Source organism: Ectopseudomonas composti, from assembly GCF_900115475.1.
Lineage (GTDB): Bacteria > Pseudomonadota > Gammaproteobacteria > Pseudomonadales > Pseudomonadaceae > Aquipseudomonas > Aquipseudomonas composti.
The window spans coordinates 446732-468176 of the sequence record NZ_FOWP01000003.1; the positions used below are offsets into that span (position 1 = coordinate 446732).

At 60.3% G+C, this 21445-nt stretch carries 28 protein-coding genes and 1 pseudogene; 18 read left to right on the forward strand and 11 right to left on the reverse strand.

The window, feature by feature from the left end:
- Positions 1–2: 2 nt before the first annotated feature.
- From BM059_RS08315 to BM059_RS08345, 7 genes are all read left to right on the forward strand, one after another.
- A complete protein-coding gene (locus BM059_RS08315) occupies positions 3–935 on the forward strand; it encodes a bile acid:sodium symporter family protein (RefSeq protein ID WP_394327997.1) in 933 nt (310 codons plus the stop codon).
- Positions 935–1717 carry an SDR family NAD(P)-dependent oxidoreductase gene (locus tag BM059_RS08320; protein WP_074937911.1) on the forward strand — a complete coding sequence of 261 codons (783 nt, stop codon included), beginning with the start codon at positions 935–937 and terminating at the stop codon, positions 1715–1717. Before BM059_RS08315 ends, BM059_RS08320 begins: the two co-directional genes overlap by 1 nt.
- Positions 1717–2457: a sulfite exporter TauE/SafE family protein gene (locus BM059_RS08325; RefSeq protein ID WP_074937912.1), complete on the forward strand. Its 741-nt coding sequence runs from the start codon at positions 1717–1719 to the stop codon at positions 2455–2457. The genes BM059_RS08320 and BM059_RS08325 overlap by 1 nt, the downstream gene beginning before the upstream one ends.
- Positions 2454–4247 carry an N-acyl-D-amino-acid deacylase family protein gene (locus BM059_RS08330; RefSeq protein ID WP_074937914.1) on the forward strand — a complete coding sequence of 598 codons (1794 nt, stop codon included), beginning with the start codon at positions 2454–2456 and terminating at the stop codon, positions 4245–4247. The genes BM059_RS08325 and BM059_RS08330 overlap by 4 nt, the downstream gene beginning before the upstream one ends.
- Positions 4248–4332: 85 nt before the next feature.
- Positions 4333–5679: a class II 3-deoxy-7-phosphoheptulonate synthase gene (locus BM059_RS08335; protein ID WP_074937917.1), complete on the forward strand. Its 1347-nt coding sequence runs from the start codon at positions 4333–4335 to the stop codon at positions 5677–5679.
- Positions 5680–5841: 162 nt separating this feature from the next.
- Positions 5842–6597 carry a metalloprotease LoiP gene (gene loiP, locus BM059_RS08340; RefSeq protein ID WP_074937919.1) on the forward strand — a complete coding sequence of 252 codons (756 nt, stop codon included), beginning with the start codon at positions 5842–5844 and terminating at the stop codon, positions 6595–6597.
- A gap of 51 nt (positions 6598–6648) precedes the next feature.
- Positions 6649–7038, forward strand: a complete 390-nt coding sequence (locus BM059_RS08345; RefSeq protein ID WP_074937921.1) for a lysozyme inhibitor LprI family protein — start codon at positions 6649–6651, stop codon at positions 7036–7038.
- Here the strand turns inward: BM059_RS08345 and BM059_RS08350 are convergent.
- The 4 genes from BM059_RS08350 to BM059_RS08365 are packed head-to-tail and all read right to left on the reverse strand — an operon-like array spanning position 7035 to position 9900.
- A complete protein-coding gene (locus BM059_RS08350) occupies positions 7035–8228 on the reverse strand; it encodes a winged helix-turn-helix domain-containing protein (RefSeq protein WP_074937923.1) in 1194 nt (397 codons plus the stop codon). The two genes, BM059_RS08345 and BM059_RS08350, sit on opposite strands and share 4 nt — an antisense overlap.
- A gap of 14 nt (positions 8229–8242) precedes the next feature.
- On the reverse strand, positions 8243–8689 hold the full coding sequence (locus tag BM059_RS08355) for a DUF3291 domain-containing protein (protein ID WP_074937925.1): 447 nt from the start codon (positions 8687–8689) through the stop codon (positions 8243–8245).
- 17 nt (positions 8690–8706) lie between these two features.
- Positions 8707–9651 carry a DMT family transporter gene (locus BM059_RS08360; RefSeq protein WP_074937927.1) on the reverse strand — a complete coding sequence of 315 codons (945 nt, stop codon included), beginning with the start codon at positions 9649–9651 and terminating at the stop codon, positions 8707–8709.
- Between the two features lie 24 nt (positions 9652–9675).
- Positions 9676–9900 carry a DUF1127 domain-containing protein gene (locus BM059_RS08365; protein ID WP_074937929.1) on the reverse strand — a complete coding sequence of 75 codons (225 nt, stop codon included), beginning with the start codon at positions 9898–9900 and terminating at the stop codon, positions 9676–9678.
- A gap of 97 nt (positions 9901–9997) precedes the next feature.
- Between BM059_RS08365 and BM059_RS08370 the strand changes: the two genes are divergently transcribed.
- Positions 9998–10852 carry a LysR family transcriptional regulator gene (locus tag BM059_RS08370; protein ID WP_074937931.1) on the forward strand — a complete coding sequence of 285 codons (855 nt, stop codon included), beginning with the start codon at positions 9998–10000 and terminating at the stop codon, positions 10850–10852.
- On the opposite strand, the gene BM059_RS08375 is transcribed toward BM059_RS08370, so the two are convergent.
- The gene (locus BM059_RS08375; RefSeq protein WP_074937933.1) at positions 10847–11614 is read right to left on the reverse strand and encodes a sulfite exporter TauE/SafE family protein; all 768 of its coding nucleotides are present in this window, start codon (positions 11612–11614) and stop codon (positions 10847–10849) included. The two genes, BM059_RS08370 and BM059_RS08375, sit on opposite strands and share 6 nt — an antisense overlap.
- 101 nt (positions 11615–11715) lie before the next feature.
- Here BM059_RS08375 and BM059_RS08380 point away from each other — a divergent pair, with 101 nt between their 5' ends.
- A complete protein-coding gene (locus tag BM059_RS08380) occupies positions 11716–12678 on the forward strand; it encodes a LysR family transcriptional regulator (RefSeq protein WP_074937935.1) in 963 nt (320 codons plus the stop codon).
- Positions 12679–12772: 94 nt separating this feature from the next.
- Here BM059_RS08380 and efp read toward each other — a convergent pair whose 3' ends face one another.
- From efp to BM059_RS08395, 3 genes are all read right to left on the reverse strand, one after another.
- On the reverse strand, positions 12773–13345 hold the full coding sequence (efp, locus tag BM059_RS08385; RefSeq protein WP_003460252.1) for an elongation factor P: 573 nt from the start codon (positions 13343–13345) through the stop codon (positions 12773–12775).
- Positions 13346–13379: 34 nt separating this feature from the next.
- Positions 13380–14522 carry an elongation factor P maturation arginine rhamnosyltransferase EarP gene (earP, locus tag BM059_RS08390; protein ID WP_083413250.1) on the reverse strand — a complete coding sequence of 381 codons (1143 nt, stop codon included), beginning with the start codon at positions 14520–14522 and terminating at the stop codon, positions 13380–13382.
- A gap of 108 nt (positions 14523–14630) precedes the next feature.
- Positions 14631–14837, reverse strand: coding sequence for a hypothetical protein (locus tag BM059_RS08395; protein ID WP_017676961.1), 207 nt, complete (start codon positions 14835–14837; stop codon positions 14631–14633).
- A 502-nt stretch (positions 14838–15339) separates the two neighbouring features.
- Between BM059_RS08395 and BM059_RS08400 the strand changes: the two genes are divergently transcribed.
- The gene (locus BM059_RS08400; protein WP_074937939.1) at positions 15340–16695 is read left to right on the forward strand and encodes a Fic family protein; all 1356 of its coding nucleotides are present in this window, start codon (positions 15340–15342) and stop codon (positions 16693–16695) included.
- Positions 16696–16700: 5 nt separating this feature from the next.
- On the opposite strand, the gene BM059_RS08405 is transcribed toward BM059_RS08400, so the two are convergent.
- From BM059_RS08405 to BM059_RS08415, 3 genes are read right to left on the reverse strand one after another with little or no spacing between them, the layout of a single operon-like run.
- A complete protein-coding gene (locus BM059_RS08405) occupies positions 16701–17471 on the reverse strand; it encodes a hypothetical protein (RefSeq protein ID WP_074937941.1) in 771 nt (256 codons plus the stop codon).
- 36 nt (positions 17472–17507) lie between these two features.
- Positions 17508–18617: a PIN domain-containing protein gene (locus tag BM059_RS08410; RefSeq protein WP_139220713.1), complete on the reverse strand. Its 1110-nt coding sequence runs from the start codon at positions 18615–18617 to the stop codon at positions 17508–17510.
- 54 nt (positions 18618–18671) lie between these two features.
- A complete protein-coding gene (locus BM059_RS08415; protein ID WP_074937945.1) occupies positions 18672–18941 on the reverse strand; it encodes a DNA-binding protein in 270 nt (89 codons plus the stop codon).
- A 133-nt stretch (positions 18942–19074) separates the two neighbouring features.
- On the opposite strand from BM059_RS08415, the gene BM059_RS08420 reads away from it, so the two are divergent.
- From BM059_RS08420 to BM059_RS25480, 8 genes and pseudogenes are all read left to right on the forward strand, one after another.
- The gene (locus tag BM059_RS08420; RefSeq protein ID WP_074937947.1) at positions 19075–19290 is read left to right on the forward strand and encodes a DNA-binding protein; all 216 of its coding nucleotides are present in this window, start codon (positions 19075–19077) and stop codon (positions 19288–19290) included.
- Entirely contained in the window at positions 19287–19436 is a 150-nt protein-coding gene (locus BM059_RS25375; RefSeq protein WP_167364564.1) for a hypothetical protein, read from the forward strand. The genes BM059_RS08420 and BM059_RS25375 overlap by 4 nt, the downstream gene beginning before the upstream one ends.
- Positions 19433–19555, forward strand: a pseudogene (locus tag BM059_RS25725) (Arc family DNA-binding protein); the annotation flags it as partial. The gene BM059_RS25375 and the pseudogene BM059_RS25725, both read left to right, overlap by 4 nt.
- Positions 19556–19676: 121 nt before the next feature.
- Entirely contained in the window at positions 19677–19976 is a 300-nt protein-coding gene (gene pflM, locus BM059_RS25600; RefSeq protein WP_244154395.1) for a lysogeny maintenance protein PflM, read from the forward strand.
- Positions 19977–19980: 4 nt separating this feature from the next.
- Positions 19981–20292 carry a hypothetical protein gene (locus BM059_RS08430; protein ID WP_074937952.1) on the forward strand — a complete coding sequence of 104 codons (312 nt, stop codon included), beginning with the start codon at positions 19981–19983 and terminating at the stop codon, positions 20290–20292.
- A gap of 361 nt (positions 20293–20653) precedes the next feature.
- On the forward strand, positions 20654–21037 hold the full coding sequence (locus BM059_RS08435) for a hypothetical protein (protein ID WP_074937954.1): 384 nt from the start codon (positions 20654–20656) through the stop codon (positions 21035–21037).
- Between the two features lie 15 nt (positions 21038–21052).
- A complete protein-coding gene (locus BM059_RS08440; RefSeq protein WP_074937956.1) occupies positions 21053–21232 on the forward strand; it encodes a hypothetical protein in 180 nt (59 codons plus the stop codon).
- A 10-nt stretch (positions 21233–21242) separates the two neighbouring features.
- Positions 21243–21445: hypothetical protein (locus BM059_RS25480; protein ID WP_083413251.1), on the forward strand; the 203-nt coding region annotated here is incomplete at its 3' end.

The window sequence follows — 21445 nt, forward strand, 5'->3', positions numbered from 1 at the left end:
GCATGGACTCGATCAATATCGCCTTCGACCCCAGCAGCCTGGTGCTGATCAACCTGATTGTCGCCCTGATGATGTTCGGCGTGTCCCTGGATCTGCGTGCCGAGGATTTCCGCCGTATCGCCCGCGCGCCCAAGGCACCAGTGATTGGCATGCTGGCGCAGTTCGTGCTGCTGCCGGCGTTGACCTGCCTGGCCTGCTGGGCCCTGGCCATCGAGCCGCAACTGGCCCTGGGCATGACCCTGATCGCCGCCTGCCCAGGCGGCAGTTTCTCCAACATCATGACCTGGATGGCGCGCGGCAACGTCGCGCTGTCAGTGAGCATGACCGCCGTTTCCAGCGTCGTCGCCAGCGTGCTGACACCGCTCAACTTCGCCCTGTACGCCTGGCTCAATCCACACACGCGGCCGTTGCTGACGCAGATCGAACTGGACCCGCTGAGCTTGCTGCTGGTCGTACTGCTGGTGCTCGGTTTGCCTCTGCTGGCAGGCATGTGGATCGGCCGACGCTTCCCGCAACTGACGCTGAAAGTGGAAAAGCCCCTGCGCCTGTTCGCCTTGCTGGTAATGCTCGGTTTCGTCGCACTGGCGTTCAGCCGCAACCTCGAGCAGTTCACTCGGCATTTCCATCTGTTCTTCTGGCTGGTGGTGGCGCACAACGCCCTGGCGCTGAGCATTGGCTACCTCAGCGCACGCCTGAGCGGGCTGCCGGTGGCCGACCGCCGCGCCCTGACGCTGGAGGTGGGTATCCAGAATTCGGCGCTGGGTCTGGTGATCATCTTCACCTTCTTCCCGCAGGCCAGCGGCATGTTGCTGATTGCTGCGTTCTGGGGTTGCTGGCATCTGGTGTCCGGCCTCAGCCTGGCCTGGCTGTGGTCACGCAGGCCACCTGAGACCGACGCCGTGCTGAGACCTTTGTCCAGCACAGGAGAGCGATGATGCGCGTGATCCTGATCACTGGCGCCGCCAGCGGCCTCGGCTGGCAACTGGCGCGCGCCTGTCACGCACGTGGCGATGCCCTGCTGCTCACCGATATCGATGCCAGCGGTCTCGCGGCTCGCGCCGATGAACTGGGCAGTGAGCGCGTACTGGCCCTTGCTGGCGACATCACCGACCCCGAGTTGCATGCACGCCTGCTCGACGGCTGCCAGCAGCGCTTCGGCCGGTTGGACGTGCTGATCAACAACGCCGGCATCACCCACCGCTCGCCCACGCTGCGCACCGATCCCGCGGTATTTCGCAAGGTCATGGCGGTGGACTATCACGCACCGCTGGAACTGACCCTGGCCGCCCTGCCGCTGCTGCGTGAAAGCCGCGGCCAGGTGGTCGCCATCGGCTCCATGGCCGGCTGGATGCCGGTGCTCGGCCGCGCCGGTTACTGCGCCGCGAAAAGCGCTCTGGGCCAGGCCTTCGAGGTGCTGCGCGCCGAGATCGCCCGTGACGACATCGGTCTGCTGATGGTCTATCCGAGCTTTCTCGATACCCCCATCGACCGCAATGCCCTGGGCGGCGATGGCAAACCGGCCGGCCATGCTCGCTCGACCATCGGCAGAATTCGCAGCGCCGACTGGATGGCAAGCCTGATTCTCGAGGCACTGCAGCAGCGCCGCGAACGCCTGTTCCCTGATCGTGGCAGCTGGCTGGCGAGCCTGCTCTGGCGCCTGGCGCCGGCGCTGTACCACCGCAAGATGAGCCAGCGTTTCGCCGGGGAGATCAGCTGATGGCCCTGGCGCCCTACGCCCTCGGCGGCTTCATTCTGCTGGCCTACACCCTGGAGGCCGTCACCGGCTTTGGCAGCGTGGTCATCGCTCTGTCGCTGGGTGCATTGCTGCTGCCCATCGATCAATTGCTGCCGATCCTGGTGCCACTGAACATCTGCATGACCGGCTACCTGGTGCATCGCCACTGGCAGCAGATCGACCGCCGCCTGCTGCTTGGCACCCTGTTGCCCGGCATGCTCATCGGCACGTTACTCGGCTATTGGCTGCTGCCTTATCTGGACACCCAGGCGCTGAAGGTCGGCTTCGGTGCGCTGATCGTCTGGTTCGCCGGCCGCGAACTATGGCGCCTGCGCCGGGCGAGCGCACCGCCACAACGCCCGGCCTGGCTGACTCGCGTCATTACCATCGCCGCCGGCCTCAGTCATGGCCTGTTCGCCTCGGGTGGTCCGCTGCTGGTGTACGGCCTGGCTGGCACCCAACTGGACAAAGCGCGGCTGCGCGCCACTCTGGTCACGGTCTGGTTCACCCTCAACAGCCTGCTTACCCTCGCCTTTCTGCTCGACGGCCGCCTGCTGCCGGCATTGCCTCAGGTGCTCACCTACGCCCCGCTTCTGCTGCTCGGTGTGTGGCTGGGCGAACGCCTGCATCGACGCTTCGACGAGCGTCATTTCCGCCTCGCCATCTACATCCTGCTGTTGGTCACCGGCATTCTGCTGCTGGCGCCCTGGAGACTGCCATGAGCTACGACATCATCATCAACAACGGCCTGTACTTCGACGGCACCGGCGCGCCGGGCGCAATCCGCCATATCGGTATCCGTGACGGCAAGGTCGAGGTACTCAGCCTCAGCCCGCTGGCCGAGGCCGGTTGCCCCGAGGTGATCGACGCCAAAGGCCAGTGGCTCACCCCCGGCTTCCTGGAGATCCACTCGCACTACGATGCCGAGGTGATCGCCGCACCCGCACTGAAGGAGTCGGTGCGCCATGGCGTCACCAGCGTGACCATTGGCTCCTGCTCCATCAGCATGGTGCTGGCCGACGCCGAGGACTGCTCCGACCTGTTCACCCGCGTCGAAGCGGTGCCGCGCGAGTACGTGCTGCCGATCCTCAAGGAAAAGAAAACCTGGCGCGACGCCGCGGGTTATCGCGCCTTCTACGACCAGTTGCCGCTGGGGCCGAACGTCAATTCCTTCCTCGGCCATTCCGAACTGCGCGTGGCGGTGATGGGCCTGGAGCGCGCCACCAGCCGGGTGACGCCGAGCGACGCCGAACTCGCGCGCATGGAGCAACTGCTCGAAGAGGCGCTGGACGCTGGCTGCATCGGCCTGTCGGTGATGACCACGCGGCTGGACAAGATGGACGGTGACCGCGCCTGGTCCAGCCCGTTGCCGTCGACCTTCGCCAACTGGAAGGAATTCTCTCGCTTGTTCGCCGTGCTGCGCCGGCGCGGCGCCGTGCTGCAGGGCGCGCCGAACGCGGTGACCAAGGTCAACGTGTTCGCCTTCCTCTGGCAGGCCCATGGCTGGTTCAGGAAACCGCTGAAATGCACCATGCTCACGGCGCTGGATCTCAAGTCACAGCCGCTGCTGCACCGTTTCACCCGCCTTTCCGGCTGGTTGGCGAACAGGGTACTGCGCGGCCACTTCCGCTGGCAGACCCTGCCGGCGCCCTTCACCCTGCGTCTGGAAGGGCTCAACGTGAATGCCTTCGAGGAATTCGGTGCCGGCGAGATCCTGCGCAACATCAAGGACCCGGACGAGCTCTACGCCAAGGTCAAGGAGCCGGCGTTCCGCGCCCTGTTCAAGAAGCAGGTAAAGGCCGTGCTGACCAAGGGCCTGTGGCACCGCGACTTCTCCGACTGCTGGGTGACCGAATGCCCGGACGCCAGCCTGGTGGGCAAGAACTTCAAGCAACTGGGCCAGGCGCGCGGCCTGGATGCGGTAGACGCCTACTTCGAACTGGCCTGCCAGTACCGCGAGGCGCTGAAATGGACGACCTGCTACGGCAACCAGCGCGAACCTGTCATGCGCAAGCTGCTGGCCAGCCCTTGGACGCACCCTGGCTTCGCCGACTCCGGCGCGCACCTGCGCTCCATTGCCCAGTACAACTTCCCGCTGCGTTTTCTCAAGTACGTGCGTGATGCGGAGCTGGCCGGCGAGTCGTTCATGGAACTGGGCAAGGCCGTGCGCCGCTGCAGCGGCGAGCTGGCCGACTTCATCGGCGTCGATGCCGGCTACCTGCGCGTCGGTGATCGTGCCGACCTGGTGCTGATTGATCCCGCTGGACTCGACGATACGCTGGATGAACTGCACGAAGCGCCGATGGAGGTGCTCGGCCTGGTGCGGGTGGTCAAGCGCAACGATGCAGCGGTCGCGCTGACACTTATCAACGGTCGTATCGCCTATCGACGCGGCCAGGAATACCCATATGACCTGGGCAAGGCGCAGCGCTATGGACGCTTCCTGCCAGCGCGTGATGTATCGCCGCGCACGCTGCCTGCGCGGGCATTCGAACCGGCCCCGGCGTCATGAGCCGCAGCGTTGGCGATACACGTACGAGCCGCAGGGCTTATCGGTTACCATGCGCCTCCGCCTGATCAACCGCTAGAGACGCAGCATGTCGAACGCCTGGAGCCCCGAAAGCTGGAGGGCCAAGCCCATCCAGCAGCAGCCTGAATACCCTGATGCCGCGCATTTGACCCGCGTCGAGCAAACCCTGGCCGGCTACCCGCCGCTGGTGTTCGCCGGCGAGGCACGCGAGCTGCGTCGCCAGTTCGCCGAGGTCACCCAGGGCCGCGCTTTCCTGCTGCAGGGCGGCGACTGCGCCGAGAGCTTCGCCGAGTTTTCCGCCGCGAAAATCCGCGACACCTTCAAGGTGCTGCTGCAGATGGCCATCGTCATGACCTTCGCTGCCGGCTGCCCGGTGGTCAAGGTTGGGCGCATGGCTGGCCAGTTCGCCAAGCCGCGCTCGTCCGGCAGCGAAACCATCGATGGCGTCACCCTGCCCGCTTACCGGGGCGATATCGTCAACGGCATCGGTTTCGACGCTGCCAGCCGCGTGCCCGATCCCGAGCGCCTGATGCAGGCCTATCACCAGGCCACCGCCAGCCTCAACCTGCTGCGCGCCTTCGCTCAGGGCGGTTTTGCCGACCTGCACCAGGTGCACCAATGGAACCTCGATTTCATCGCCAACTCGGCGCTGGCCGAGAAGTACCATCAACTCGCCGGCCGCATCGACGAAACCCTGGCCTTCATGCGCGCCGTGGGCATGGACAGCGCCCCGCAGTTGCGTGAAACCAGCTTCTTCACCGCTCACGAGGCGTTGTTGCTGAACTACGAAGAAGCCTTCGTCCGCCGCGACAGCCTCACCGGCCGCTGGTATGACTGCTCCGCGCACATGCTGTGGATCGGCGACCGCACCCGCCAGCTGGACGGCGCGCATATCGAGTTCATGCGCGGCATCGAGAACCCCATCGGCGTCAAGGCCGGCCCGAGCATGGACCCGGACGAGCTGATCCGCCTGATCGACACGCTCAACCCGGACAACGATCCGGGTCGCCTCAACCTGATCGTGCGCATGGGCGCAGACAAGGTCGAAGCGCACTTCCCGCGCCTGCTGCGCAAGGTCAAGGAAGAGGGTCGTCAGGTGCTGTGGAGCTCCGACCCGATGCACGGCAACACCATCAAGGCCAGCAGTGGCTACAAGACCCGCGACTTCGCGCAGATTCTCAGCGAAGTCCGGCAGTTCTTTGCCGTGCATCAGGCCGAAGGCACCTACGCCGGCGGTATCCATATCGAGATGACCGGGCAGAACGTCACCGAGTGCATCGGCGGCTCGCGCCCGATCACCGAGGACGGCCTGTCCGACCGTTACCACACCCACTGTGACCCGCGCATGAACGCTGACCAGTCCCTGGAGCTGGCCTTCATGATTGCCGAGACGCTGAAGCAGGTACGCCGCTGACCATTCAAGCCCTGGCCACTGGCCAGGGCGCGAACCGGCTCGCACATCTTCTGTGCGCTATCCGGCATAATGTCGCCCCGTCGCGAGCACCGCACAGGTGTCAAAGCAACACCCAGCCGAAAAGGACTCGCGGCCAACACCCCCCAACAAGGACGATGAACCATGCAACTGCGCACCACCCTCTCCGCTTTCGCCCTGTCCAGCGCTGCACTGCTGACCGGCTGCCAGAACATGTCTCCCGACGCCATGCTGCAATCCGGGCTGATGGCCGTACAAGCGGCGACCCTCAGCGACGCCGAAGTACGCAGCATGTCCGACCAGGCATGCGCCGAAATGGATGCCGAAGCCAACATCGCCGGCCCGAATAGCCCGTACAGCAAGCGTCTGGACAAGATCGCCAACAACCTCGGCCATCAGATCAACGGCACGCCGATCACCTACAAGGTTTACCAGGCCGACGAAGTCAACGCCTGGGCCATGGCCAACGGTTGCGTGCGCGTCTACAGCGGTCTGATGGACCTGATGACCGACAACGAAGTGGAAGGCGTACTCGGCCACGAGATCGGCCATGTCGCACTCGGCCACAGCAAGAAAGCCATGCAGACCGCCTATGCCACCACTGCCGCGCGCAACGCCGCAGCTGCGTCGGGCAACGGCACCGTCGCAGCCCTGTCAGCCTCGCAGCTCGGCGCCCTGGGCGAACAGCTGGTCAATGCGCAGTTCTCGCAAAGCCAGGAAAACGCCGCCGACAACTTCTCCTTCGACCTGCTGACCCAACGCAACATCCCGCGGGATGGCCTGGTCACCGCGTTCGAGAAGCTGGCCCAGCTGGGCGGCGGCGAAAGCAGCATGTTCTCCTCGCACCCGGGCTCCAGCGACCGCGCCGCCAACATGCGTACCCGCCTAGCGACCAAGTAAAGGTGATGTCCAGGGGCTGCAGTGCAGCCCCTGTCTCATTGGGAGATTGCCATGTCGATACTGCGTAACGGCTTGCTGCCGCTCACTCTGCTGCTGCCGCTCGGCGCATGGGGCGATTACGACAAGCAGTACCAGGCCTGCTTGGACGCCAGCGGGATGATCAACAACGCTAGCGTCGCCGGCTGCGCCGAAGGTGTATCGGAAACAGTGAAGAAGGAGATGAACCGCGTCTACCAGCAGCTGTTCCTCAAACTGCAGGACGACGCGCCGCAGGACGCCGAACAACTGGAAACGGCGCAAAAGGCCTGGTTGGTTTACCGCAACGGCCAGTGCGACCTGCAGGGCAAGCGTATCGGCTCACCGATGTACTACACCTGCCCGATGGAGCTGAACATCCAGCGCGTGGAGGAACTGAAGTTCCTGCTGGAAAACGGCGGCTAATCGAGCACGCCGCGCAGGCTGACGCTCGGCGCCAACCACACCTCATCCAGGCCCAACCAATGGGCCAGCGCACGCAGCGAATCGCCCAGTGCCTGGCGTGCCTCCTCGCTTAAAACTGCCTCTTCCAAATGCACGGCATGCACTGCCAAACGCCCGGCTGCGCGCTCGCTGCGCAGGTCCACCCGCGCCAGCAGGCGTTCGTGATGCAGAAACGGCAGCACGTAGTAACCGTACACGCGCTTGGCCTGCGGGGTGTAGATCTCCAACCGATAGCGAAAGCCGAACAACCGCTCGGTGCGCTCGCGCTCCCAGATCAACGAATCGAACGGCGACAGCAATGCACTGTGGCGCACACGCCGGGGGATGCGCGGCTCGTTTCGACAATAGGCCGCCTGCCGCCAGCCCTGCACCGTGACGGGCAACAACTCGCCCGCCTCCACCAGTTCGGCGATACGGCGCTTGCTGTCACTGACGTCCAGCCGGTAGTAGTCGCGCAAATCGCGCTCGCTCGCTACGCCCAGGGCATCAGCCGAACGCAGCAACAGGCGGCGCTGCGCTTCGGCCTCATCAAGCTCCGGGTGGTTCAGCACATCCCTGGGAATGACCCGCTCCGGCAGGTCGTACAGCCGTTCGAAGCCACGCCGCCCGGCAACCGTCACCTCGCCGGCGGCGAACAGCCATTCCAGCGCCGTCTTTTCCGCGCTCCAGTCCCACCAGGGGCCAGCCTTCTCGGTGCGCGAGGAAAGGCTGCCGGCGCCCAGCGCACCACGCTCGCGCACGGCTTGCAGCACACTGTCCAAAACATCGCGACGCTCGACGCCGAACTTCGCCAGTTGGCTGTAGATGCCCTGCCCATCCGCGGCCCGGTGCATACGCCAACGCAGCAAGGGGTAGAGCTCCAGCGGCAACAGCGAGGCCTCGTGCCCCCAGTACTCGAACAGGCGCCTGCGCCGCGCGCGACCCCAAGCAAGTTCATCGAGGTGCTCGGCCTGGTAATGACCGAGCCGGGAAAAAACCGGCAGGTAGTGCGAACGCACCAGGGCGTTGACCGAGTCGATCTGCAACACGCCCAGGCGTTCGATCTGTGCCTGCAGTTGCCTGTGGGCGATGGCGCCACGTGGCGTACGCCCGAAGCCCTGGGCAGCCAGGGCCAGGCGGCGAGCTTCAGCGAGAGAAAGTGAGAGCGTCATGGCGACTCAGCCTATCAGGCTGGCGCCGCGAACGCATGACGGAAGGTAAAGGCCTGCGCCGTCGCGCCATGCTCACGCAGATGAGCCAGGCGCTCAGCGGCCTCGCTCACACCTGGGCGGTGACCCGCCGGCACCCACCACAGCACCTGATGCGCCTGCTCGACGCGTTCGAACCATTCGCGACGGCGCTTGAGCATCTCGGTATGCGCCGATTTGTAGACGTAATCGCTGAGCGACTGCACGTCCTGCCAGAGCGACATATTGACCAGCACGTCGTCCCCGAACGGGCGGATCGCCGTGGCGTCGCCCGCCTCGTCCTGCAAACGCCAGACATAACCGGGCGAACCTTCGGCCAGGGCGTTGATACGCTCCAGATTGGCGACGAAGTCAGCCATCTCTGGTGACTCCAGCGGCGCCTTCATCCAGGCAATATTCAGTTGAGCCAGGTGATAAGCAGACAATTTCCAGCCTCCTTGCGTCAGGGTTGCTGCGGCAAGCCTCGCCAGCCGGCCAGACGGCGACGCAACCAGGCCTCGCTGCTGACCAGGGTGATGCCCGACAGCACCAGTGCGGCGCCGATGATGAAATTGAGGGTCAGTGGCTCATCCAGCACCAACACGCCAAAGCTGACGCCAAACAGTGGGGTCATGAAGGAGAACACCGCCATGTTCGAGGCCAGGTAGCGGCGCAGCAGCCAGAACCAGGTCAGGTAGGTGAAGAACGACACCACCACGCCCTGCAGCAGGATGCTGGCGATGGCCACAGGCGTCCAGCGCAGTTGGGACAGGTCCACCACTATCAGTGCATAGGCCAGCAGCAGCACGAACGCCACCGCCAGTTGATAGAACAAAGTCAGCCCGGGCGGCGCCTCGGACAGACGCGAACCCCGCACGACGACCGTGGTAGCGCCCCAGGCCATGCCTGCACATAGCCCCAGTACATCGCCGAGCAGCATACTGCGATCGATCTCGGCCCAACTACCACCTACGCCGAAGGCCATCACCACACCGCCGAAACACAGCGCGATCCCCAGCCACTGCAGGCGACGCAAGCGCTCGCTAGGTAACAGCAGATGCAGGCCCAGCGCCGAGAAAATCGGTGCCGTGTAAAGAAACACCGCCATATGCGAAGCCGTGGTGTAGCGCAGGCCCAGCGCGATAAAGAAGAACTCCAGCGCGAACAATACGCCGGCCAGAACCCCAGCCAGCCAAGTTGAACTGACCCACTCACGCCAACCGCGCTGCCACAGCAACAGCAGGCCGACCAGCAGTGCGGCAATACCTGAGCGCAAGGCCACCTGAAGCATGGGCGCGATATCATCCGCCGCCAGCTTGATCGCCACCTGCTGGCTGCCCCAGATGGCGCACAGCAGCAGCATCAACTGGAACAGGAAAAAATCGGCGCCCTTGCGTACCGCGGTCATTCAGTAACTCCTGTCATGTGTCACTCACTTTCTCAACGGGTCATCCCAGAACGGCCGTTCGGCCTCCTGCAGCGCATCGGCTCGGGACAGTCCCAGGTCCTTCAATGCAGCATCATTCAGTTGCGCCAGCTGTGCCCGCTCGCGAGCCAGTTGACGCCAGCGCCGCAGCATACGCCATACACCGCCCAGCGACGGCAACCGTTCGAAGTGGATGGCCTGAGCCAACGCATAACCTTTCTGACCTTTCATCTTTTCGCCCTCCCTGTGGGGTTGGCGTCAGTGTCGGGTCGCGCTTAAGATCAATCCAACGAATGTTTCTTATGGCATCCATCTCGAGGATTGATGAATGGCCTTCCACCCCAGTATTGATACCGAATTGCTGCGCAGCTTCGTTGCCATCGCCGACACCGGCGGTTTTACCCGCGCCGCAGAAACGGTCAATCGCACCCAGTCGGCCGTGAGCATGCAGATGAAGCGGCTGGAGGAGGACGTGGTGCAGCGTCCGCTGTTCGAGCGCGACGGCCGCCAGGTGCGGCTGACGCCCGAGGGCCAGGTGCTGCTGGGCTATGCGCGGCGCATTCTCAAGCTGCATGGCGAGGTGCTCAACACGCTGCGCGAACCGCATATGGTCGGTGCCGTGCGCATCGGCACGCCGGACGACTACGTGATGCGCTTTCTGCCGGAGATTCTCTCGCGCTTCGCCCAGGCCTATCCGCTGGTGCAGGTGGAGGTACATTGCGAGCCGTCAGGGCAGTTGCTGCTGCGCCAGGATCTGGACCTGACCATCGTCACCCGCCAGCCCGGCAAGGAGATCGGCCAACTGCTGCGCCAGGAGCGCTTCGCCTGGGCCGTGGCCCAAGGCTTCTGCCCGCACGAGCAGAACCCCATGCCGCTGGCCATGTTCAACGCAGACTGCTTCTGCCGTGAATGGGCCTGCAACGCGTTGGATGCGATGAGCCGCCCCTACCGCATCGCCTACACCAGCCCCAGCCTGTCGGCGATCTTCGCGGTGGTGCGTGCCGGCCTGGCCGTCACTGCGCAGTTGCAAAGCCTGATCACCCCTGACCTGCGCATCCTCGGTGAAGCCGAAGGCCTGCCCCTGCTACCGCTGACCAGCATCGTGCTGTTACGCAACGAAAGCAGCCAGTCACCCGTAACCGAGTGCCTGGCCAATCACATCATCGAAGGTTTTCGCTTATAAGCTGCCGCTCGACTCCAGCGCCAACATCAGCGCACAGAGCAGCAGGAAACCGCAGAACAGGCTGCGTAGCAGGCGCTCCGGCAACGAATGCGCCAGACGCACACCCCAACTGATGCTGAGCAAGCCACCCACTGCCAGCGGTACGCCCATCCACCAGTTGACGTGATCGTGCAACGCATAGGTAAACAGCGTAACCCCGGTGCTGGGCAACGCTAGCGAAAGCGAGAGCCCTTGCGCCACCACCTGAGTGGTGCCGAACACACTGGTCAGCACTGGCGTCGCCACCACTGCTCCACCCACCCCGAACAGGCCGCCCATGGCACCGGACACACCGCCCAGCACGCCAAACCAGCCCCAGTGATAATGCAGCTCGCCGCTGGCCGGCGTCTGAGCCATCAGCATGCGCACCAGATTGTAGGCAGCCAGTGCCAGCAGGAAACCGACGAAGGCCCAGCGCATCGTGCGCGAATCCATCTCCACCGCATACAGCGACGCCAACCAGGCACAGAAGAAGCTGGTAACGCCGAGTAGCAGGGCATAGCGCAAATCGATGCGATTGCGTTGATGGTAACGCCAGATCGCCAACATCACGTTCGGCACCACCATCACCAGTGCAGTCCCCTGAGCAAGCTGTTGGTCGAGCCCGAAGACAATGCCCAGCACAGGAATGGCGATCAGGCCACCGCCGATGCCGAACAAACCACCCAGCGTTCCCAGGCCAAGGCCCAGCAACAGATTCAGCAACAGGTCGAACAGATTCATTGCGCCTCCAGACAGTAGGCGCATGTTAATCAGTCGTGGCTAGCGCGGAAACGCATAGCAACGCACAATGGCTTTGCTTACATCGCACAAGCAGTCCTGCCATGAACCCCGATACCCTGACCGCCCAACTGGAACTCTTTCTCGACGTTTTGGAAACCGGCAGCTTCTCTGCAGCGGCCAGGCGCCATCCGCTCACGCCCTCGGCAGTGGCACGACGCATCGACGCCCTGGAGCGCGCCATGGGCAGCAGCCTGTTCAGTCGCACTACTCATGCAGTGCGCGTCACTCCGGCCGGCCTGGCGTTTGCCGAACGCGCCCGGCGCATCCTCGCCGAGTTGCACCTGGCGCGCGCCGAGGCCGTCTCACTGAGCAGCGCACCAGAAGGCCTGATCCGAATCGATGCGCCCTCGCCTTTCGGCAGGCGCCATCTGGGCCCGGCGATTGCCGAGTTCTTGCGCGCCAACCCCGGCCTGGACGTACAACTGCGCTTGATCGACAGCTTCATCGACCTGCAAGGCGAACACCTGGGTGAAGTGGATATCGTCGTGCGTATCGGCCCCCTGCCGGACAGCCGCCTGGTGGCCACGCCTCTGGCATCCATGACCCGCATCGTCTGCGCCAGTCCGGACTACCTGCGCCGACGCGGCATCCCACGCAGCCCGCTGGAGCTGGAGCAACACGACGGCCTCGACTGGGATAGCCTGGCGCCTCCCTACGCCTGGCGCTTCGAAGTCGATGGCAAGCTGCAGCAGTGCAAGCCCAAACGCCTGCGTCAGACCAGCAACAACGCCGAAACTCTGCTGTTCAGTGCCCTCGCCGGCCTTGGCGTGGCGCATCTGCCCACCTGGATGAGCAGCGAGCACCTGCAACGCGGCGAGCTGATCCCGCTGTTCTGCGAACAGGGCCTGCCGCCCGTTGAGCCAGTGAGCATCTACGCCTTGCGCCTGGAGCGCGAAGCCAGCCCGCGTACACGCTTGCTGCTGAGCTTTCTCAAGCAGCGCTTCGGCTTTCCGCCGCCCTGGGACCAGGCACTGCAAGCCAGCCTGGCCATCCCGCAGCAGTAAGGCTTGTGTGGGGGCGGCTTCAGCCGCGATAGCGCCCTGAAAATCAGGCACAAAAAACCCGGCGACTAGGCCGGGTTTCTCGTGCAGCTTACGCTCAGGCCGGAGCCTGGGTGCGGCCCTTGTAGGAACCGTCACGGGTATCGATCTCGATCCAGTCGTCGATGTCGACGAACTCGGCAACCTTGATCTCGGTACCGTTGCGCAGCTTGGCAGGCTTCATCACCTTACCGGAGGTGTCGCCACGAGCAGCGTTCTCGGTGTAGACAACCTGACGCACGATGGTGGTCGGCAGGTCAACGGAGATCACTTTGCCTTCGAAGAACACGGCTTCGCAGACGTCGCTCATGCCTTCTTCGATGAACGGCAGAACGCTTTCCAGATCTTCGGAACGCAGCTCGTAAGAGTTGTACTCCGGATCCATGAACACATAGTCCTCACCGCTGATGTAGGACAGGTTCACTTCCTTGCGCTCGAGAATCACCGGCTCCATCTTGTCGTCGGCTTTGTAGACGGTCTCGGTCTTGGAGCCGTTGAGCAGATTCTTCAGCTTCATCTTGACGATGGCGCTGTTACGACCGGACTTGGTGAACTCGGCCTTCTGGATCAGCCACGGCTGGCCATCGATAAGGGCCACGCTGTTGACTCTCATTTCTTGTGCAGTTTTCATGCGGATATCCGAAATATGCGGGAGGTACAGAAATCTAGGCCGCGTATGATAGCCAATTTCGGTAAAACTGTTCCAGCGCCATGGCAAGATCCGGCCGGGCGGCCTGATCATCACACCATTGTTCGGCATGTCGCTGCACTGCCGGCCAGACGTTAAGTAGCCCAAGCCAGGCCATTTCCATCCCTTCGCCGGCATTCCATGCCCGCCACAACTCGACTTGACCGGCAGCCACCTCAGGCGCCAGACCGGCGTTATAAATCGCCAGAAACGCCTCGAGTTTGTCCCTATGCGCCCCCTCCTCCTGCGGGTAGATGTGCCAGAGCATCGGCCGCCCCGCCCATTGCGCACGGATGAAGGAATCCTCACCACGCACCGCATTGAAGTCGCAGCACCACAGCAGGCGGTCGTAGTCATCCTGGGCCACGAAAGGCAACACATGGATCAGCAGCTTGCCGCAGCACCGCTGATCCCCTGGCACCAAAGGCGCGCCCCCCAGCCAGAGCTGCAGGTCAGCGAGAATCTTGCCCTGCGGCACCAGCAACTGAGTCGATTGCGCGTCGGCCGCAAGCGCATCCAGCCAACCGGCCAGGCCGGCATTCTCATAAGCGAACAGCGAAATCAGCCGCGCTCCTGCTTCACGCGCCACGCCGAGTGACTGCAAAAAAGCCCGCTGCGCCTGCACATCCGCCTGAAAGGCGCGTCGCTGTGTCAGCAGATCAGCCTCGCGCAGCAAACCGCCCGTGCCCTCGACGAACCCCGGAAAGAAGAAGAACTTCTGCAAGCCTCCAGGCTGCGGCGATGGCAAGCCATGACAGCCGGCGACCCAATCCTCGGCGCTGAGATACTCCAGGTTCAGCCACAAACGGCGGCTACCGCTGGCAACCATCGCGTCTATATACGACGGCGGCAACTGGCAGGCGAAAGCCTCGATCACCACCTCGGCTGGCTCGACCAGGGGGAACGGCTCACGCCATTGGCGCACCTCGACACCAGAGCAATGCTGGCTCTCGACACTGGCACTTGCGTCAGGACACAAGCGCACGAATGCCCCCAGATCATCGACCCACAGGCGCAGCGCATGCCCCTGCTCGGCCGCCAGTTGCCGGGCCAGCCGCCAGGTCACGCCGATATCACCGTAGTTGTCCACCACGCTGCAGAAGATGTCCCACCTGGCCACACGGCGCCCCTTCAGAAAAATGATCGCCATTCTAACCGGCGCGCAAGAAAAAGCCCGCCAGAGGCGGGCCAAGGGGAGCGCTGGAGCGAGCGCGGGGTAAACAGTGAATCAGGCCAGCAGCGAGTCGCCCTCACGGCGAATAGCGCTACTGAGCAGCCAGACCGCCTGGCAAGCCAGCGCAGCCTCACGAGAAGCGAAAGGGCCGGCTTTGGGCTGACCATCTACCATCACCAGCCAGCACGCCATATGACCATCGGACCTGAGCTCAGCCGGTACGGCACTACCAACCAGGGAAACCACATCGATACGGGACATCATGACCTCCAATCCAACTCAATCTCTGTTGGGCTCAACAGTAGGCCGATGCCTCGCCAGACAGAAATCAGTGCTCTCGATAGTGACCATGGATATTGCCAATGGCTGCATCAGGGATGCAGTGAGGGCGGAATACAGGCGATGGAAGACGATCCTCTAGGCTGGGTCAGGCTTGAGATAGATCGGAGGGGAAGAGCAAAAGCAAAAAGCCCCGAAAACTTGTTAGCTTTCAGGGCTTTAGGTATTGCGAAAGTGGCGGTGAAGAAGAGATTCGAACCCGTTTCGGTAGCGTGTCAATCCGTGCCAACCCCGCTCAATACGGGGCTTACGCCCTGCCCGTCTGCTCGATTCGTTGCTATTTGGCTCTATGATTTCGACACTTTTTCGACACATCTCACGCCGACATCACGAACACCACATCTCATTTTTCCTGCTTTTTGAGACGAAAATCCGAAGGCATGATAGGCTACATCTCAATTGCTAGACTTTTTGAGATAAGACCATGATCAAGTATCCACCCGAGCTTGTTCCTAACCCCTTCCTGAGCATCAGCAAGACTTGCCCCGAGCATGTGGGAGAGTTTCTGGAGCTATCCAATGCTTTAGATCAACGGGGTAGGTACCTCCATTACGACAAGCTTAGATTCCGGTTGCCTGCTGGCCTGGACCACTCTCTAGCTTGGTCGGTAATCAAGGCTGCTAGAAACCGGCAGCTATCTGATGTTATCTCGTTGGGCGAACCTATAAAGGTTTGCAGGATGCTGCTAACTCCGGCGATGCAAATGGCTATCTCGGAGACAGACCGGCACACGACAACCGCGGCCTTGGAGTGGATGAGTACAAAAATTGGTGAGCAAAAGCACATCGAGTACTTACTCAAAGACCTCGTTGAAGACGAAGCGATTAGCAGCAGTCAGCTGGAAGGCGCAGCCACAACCACCAAGGTTGCGAAAGATCTACTCAAAAGACAAAGAACACCTAGAACACCTGACGAAAAAATGATTCTTGGAAACTACAGGATGATGAACTTCGCCTGGAAAAGCCGAGACAGAGAACTGACAATCGACTTGATAGCAGAGCTACACCAAGTGGGTGTGGAAGGTATTGATGATGATCGCTACTATCCTGGCGCCTTTAGAGTTAATGATGACGTTGTAGTTGAGGATGGCGACGGAAATATTGTGCATACTCCACCGCCAGCTGCTGGACTTGAAAGACGCCTTAGTAAATTATGCGAATGGGTTAATTCAAATCATACTGATATTTCAAGCAATAACTATATTCACCCACTAATAAAGGCCTCCATTCTGCATTTTGCTATTGGCTATGAACATCCATTCAGAGATGGAAATGGGCGCGTAGCGCGGTCTCTTTTTTACTGGCTTATGTTTAAGCATGAATTTGCCGCATTCAGATACATTGCCATAAGCACACTACTTAAGTCCGCGCCCGCCCAATATGGCAAAAGCTACCTGTATACCGAGTCAGACCAAATGGACTTAACCTATTTTCTTGACTTTCAAGCAAGAATCATCATACGAGCCATCAGCGAATTCAAGAAAGCCTATGAAAACACACTCAAGGACATGACTGAATTTAATGTATTCCTTTACGAGTCCGGGCTGTATGGAAAGCTTTCAGACAAGCAAAAGGTCATACTTCAAGTGGCAAAGAGTGGAAGAGCAAGAGAGTTTACCGCGACAAATGTACAGGACAACTTGGGCTGTTCTTACAATACAGCATCAAGCGCGCTGAATGGTCTAGTTGAAAACAAACTATTTCAAAAACAAAGACAAGGAAGAGAGTGGGTATTCAGCATGATACCTGCAAAAGAAATCATTAAGTCCTGGAGCAAATAAGCCCACTACCCCATCGGATTAAAGCTACTCGCCGCAGAGCAATAGCGCGTTTTCATGCGATCACTGCTTGTCTTACGGTCATTGTCATAGCGGGCGCGCCAGGTTCGGCACTCTTCGTGAAAGTGCTGCTTGGCGGCCTTACGGCATTCGCGGTAGTTGATAGATCCGCGCCGGTGATTGGCGCAAACGCTGGTGCCATCGATGTAGTTGTTCACCGATAGCCATTCAGCTAAATAGTTCGTGCCGCCGTTCCAGCTCTTGATCCACTTAGAAGTACGCTCGCGGCTTACCTGCTTGGCTTGGCGCTGCAGCGTTTGCTGGGGTGCCTGGGCGATTCGATGGGTTGCGGGCGGTGTGTAGGTACTGGCCGGCGGCTTGGGCGTGTAGTTCTTGTCACTGAACACGTTCCGCGAACTGGCAATCGCCCTCGCCTTTTCTTCCTCTGTCCACTCCATCGAAGCGTATGGCTGAGGCTGGTTTACCGGCTCGTATGCAACCTGTTGCGCGGGTGGATCGATGGGGATAGATGGCAAGCTTATAGGCTCTTCCGGCTCGCTGTAAGGCTGTGCCGCCGGTTGTTGGCTGAACAGCGGTTTGCCGTCTACGTGGATCGCCTGCTTGAGCTGGTCAACATTGATCACGATTGGCTTGGCAAACAACGCGATCACGCCCCAGGTAATCGCCGAACCCACGCCCAGTATGACAACCATTCGCCAGGGACCGGGCTTTTTCTTGCTGCGTAGATAGTCTGGTGCGTCGTCCCAGTCGCTTTTCATTTCTCTTCCTTGGGCTAACCTACAAACTTGTTATTATTAATCCCATTCAAGACCGTCATTTGCTATCTGTTCACGTACCGGCTTGTAAGAAAGATCTATTGCAGCGTCCTCAAGCCACAACTCATCAATTTCCGCATTAACAATAAGCCCATTTTCGTATCTAAGACAGACATAGACTTGAATTGCCTCAATGCAGCGAGTACTGAGCTCATATTCCTCAAGATATATGTAGCACTTGTCTTCTGGATCCCAAGGGGAACTATCGTAGTCGGTAACCGTAAAGTCAGCACAAAAATCAACTTTTACTGTCAGTTCTATTTCGGCACCATCCCTCTCCGAATCGATTATATTAATCGCCTCCACAGCAACACTTAAAGCGTCGACGTCAGCAACCTCATACTCAAACTCTTCCAAATCACTACAGCTAAATGCCGCTTCCTTCAAGGCCTCGCCTATCGCTTCTGTTATTTTATCCTTCAGAGCCTCGAAGGCCTTGCTTGCAAGCCTAGCAGGCTCAGCTAAGTCAGCCTCATACTTATTCACCAAGCCAATAAAATCATCCAGCCTCTCCAAATAGATCATCCTATCCGGAAATTCCTCGCAGTATCGCTCCATATCTTTATCAGAGCTAACAACGTAAACTGGCATTGACCGGGCTTCGGCAGTCGCCCGCACTATCTCCAAAGCAAAGGCATCAGGAAATTCATGTTTCTTTCCCGGACTCCCAAAGGGAGGTCTGCTTGAGAAATACCTATCAAAAACAGCGCCAGAGTCCACCGTACTAGTTTCAAGCAACTCTACTTCCTCAGTCGCTTTAAATTCTTCATAAGCAGCCATCGCTCGTTCTAAGACGGCCCCCTTATCCCTTCCTTTAGAAGAAAATTCACGAGGCAGCCCCCCAAATGCACTTAGAAAAGCTAGGTCACGGTTAATTTTTTTTGCTGCCGCTAGCGACTCTTCAGCTCTCGAAATAATGTGCCCCATTACTTCTTTGTCAATTACATCTGGTAACAAAACCCTTATATATTGACTATCTGCAAACTCTTCTAGCTTTGCTAGTACATGCTGACCAAATTGAAAATTTTTGTTCTCATATGATGAAGTATCAATGAAAACAAGCCCTGTTCTTAGTCCTTCGTCACCCATGCTCTTAATCCTTCTTTCGGGCATACCAACGCCTAGCCACTTCCGTTGTAATCGCTATCCCGCGTTTTGATTGGGCAAGTTTGAATCGGCCTCTTCGTATCCTGGCGATACCTGGCCTTTTGCAGGGTCTACCTCTCCCCTCCACAGCCACAGCTCGTACTGAGGGAATACCTTCAGCAGCTCCTCTAGATCCTCGATCCGGGTCTTCACCTTCCGATTGGTCGCAACGGTCTGCCACCGCTGGCGCTCCTTGATCGTAGTGGCCTCAGCCAGCTTGGTGGCCCCAATGTGCCTCACAAGAGTTCTAAGCCTTTCCTCGATCATTCCAAAAAGCTCTTATGATTGATGAATAATTTATTGATAAATAATTCATCAAAAGCCATCATGACCTTGCGCTGATAAATAATTCATCAAGGGGACATTTTGTCCTAATGGCACGAATAGTGACGGAACGAGCATGGAACTGGAAGAGCTGGAACCTTCGAAGCTGATAGGCCCGCAACAGGACGTGGAAACCGTCGAGTCCTGGGCCGACCGCAACGGCCTGACCTACGGCGTAGCACGCGCCTGGGCAATGAAAGGCGTTCTCCCCACCGTAAAGCTAGGCAAGCGCCGCATGGTCAATAGCGCCCTGCTCCGCACCTGGCTGCTGGAACAGGAGTGGACGGCATGAATCCTCCCTTCTATACGCAAGCCGCCTTCGCCGCCCTGGCCGGTGTTGCCGTCGAGCAAGTCGCGCACTGGATCAGAACCGGCGCCGTCGAGAGCGTGAAGCTCGGCAAAACCCGCGTGGTGCTGTTTGCGGGGGTGAACCAATGAGCCGCACTGACCCGCAATTCAAGCTGCGCATGCCGCCAGCCCTCCGCGCTCAGGTTGAGCAAGCCGCCGAACAGGCCAATCGCTCCCTGAACGCCGAGATTGTCACCCGCCTGCAAGCCAGCTTCGCCCAGGCAAAGCCCGAGGTGTCGGCCAATGACCAGCACGAGCCAATATCTGCTGTCACACCCCAGGGAGTGCGGCTGTCCGGGCTGCTTCGCCCGCAATCCCCAGGGCAAGTACATGGCGTTCGTGCGACACCCGCACCCCGAGAACTGCGACTGCTCTGTGTGCTACGTCAATCGAAACTGGGCGACGCTCCCAACATCGTCTCCATCGACTACCTGCCGATCCACACCATGCACCGACTGCCGCCCCGCGCAATGGTCCGTGGTAAATGGTCGGACCCACGTTACGCCGGCCTATACCTGCGAGAAACACAAGCCGTCCAGCCGACCGCCGAAGTACTGGAGCGTTGTGCTCGACACCGGCAAACCAACGCCCTTCGTGCCCCTGCGCGAACCGTTCGAGCTGGTGGGGTGAACGCATGACCGTCTCCTTCCGTGCTGGCCGCTATCTGGTTGCCCTGCTCTGGAATTCGGCGCCTTGGGGCTTCATCGGTTTTGCCGTCGGCTGCGTGTTTGGCACGTTGCAGGCCGTTGAGTTGCTGGAGACGGTAGACGACTACTTCTATCAGGCAATGGCCAAGGTTGTTCACCAGTGCGCCCCCAGCGATCTGGCCAACGCCTCCGATGCTGAACAGGTCAAGGGCCGCGCTCCCGGCTCGTCGGATCACGCTTCACCGATCCGGCGAACGGAAGCACGGGCAGAGCGAACCCTTGAACACCCACCACCCTGAATAGCCTCCGCTCGTGAGTGTGGGGCAGCTCCACCGCCCCGCGCTCCCGAGCCCTCGGCGGCAAGAGTGGGATGACAAGGGCAACGCCCTTGGTGTTCTCCAGACTCATGAATCAAATTGAAGTATCGGAATAATTAAAAGTGTCATTGCAGCACTATTTATCTCAATAAGCAGCGGCACACGTTATTTATTCAAGAGTGATTTTTTAGCTTTTCAGTAGCGTATAACTAGGTACGCAAACCCGTTGCAAGCCGCGTAAATACTGGCATTGGCGAACTTAACAAGTTCCTCTGCCTGGGCTAACTCGGCCTGCAAAAGGGCAAAACCGCGCAATAACGCGCAACTAAGCGAGGAAACACAAATGGCACGTTCGACCATGGAAGTTGCATTTCTTGGCACTCAGAAACTGGCGTTCAACCAAAACGGCACCGACGTAAAAATCGTCAAGGTGTTTTACGGCGATGAGCCAGACGGCATCACCGAAAACGGCCTGTCCATTGTGAGCATGGATGTGCCTGCCGACGTTGCAGATGAGGTGTTCGCCTCTGGTGCCCAATTTGCCCCGCTCGAAACGGTCCGCATCACCTTCGAAGTGGCGCGTGCTGGCAAGCAGAAAGGTAACAACCTGGCTGTGCATATCGAGGCGGTGAACCCGAAAGGCCAGGCCGCCAAGCCTGCTGCCCCGCAAGGCACCCAACAACAGCCCAAGCCGACCGGCACCCAGCCGGACGCGGCCAAGGCCTAACGGGAGGGCGCCGCCGTGCTGATCGTTGATCGCGTGCTGTGCGACTGCTGTGGGCAGCCCATGGGCCAACTCTACAACCAGTCCGCCCCCCAGCCCGACCTGCTGCCCGATCTGAACAAGGCGCCCGCCCTCGTCATCTGCCCCGACTGCATCGCCATGGCTGAGGTCATCCGTGACCCCAGCTTGGCGGAGTAAGGGGGCCTGTATGTCGGTCGTTGCTGTTCAAGTGTGCATGCAGTGGACCACCAACGCGGATGCATCGGTGTCCTGCTCGCAATACGGATGGCAACAGGCCTACCTGATTCCTCCTGAGGCCGCTGGCTATGTAGACATCTTAGTCTCAGGGGGATTTTCGCCAGAGGCGTTCGGCATTGGTTTTGGCGGAACGCTGATGGCTTTCGCAATCGG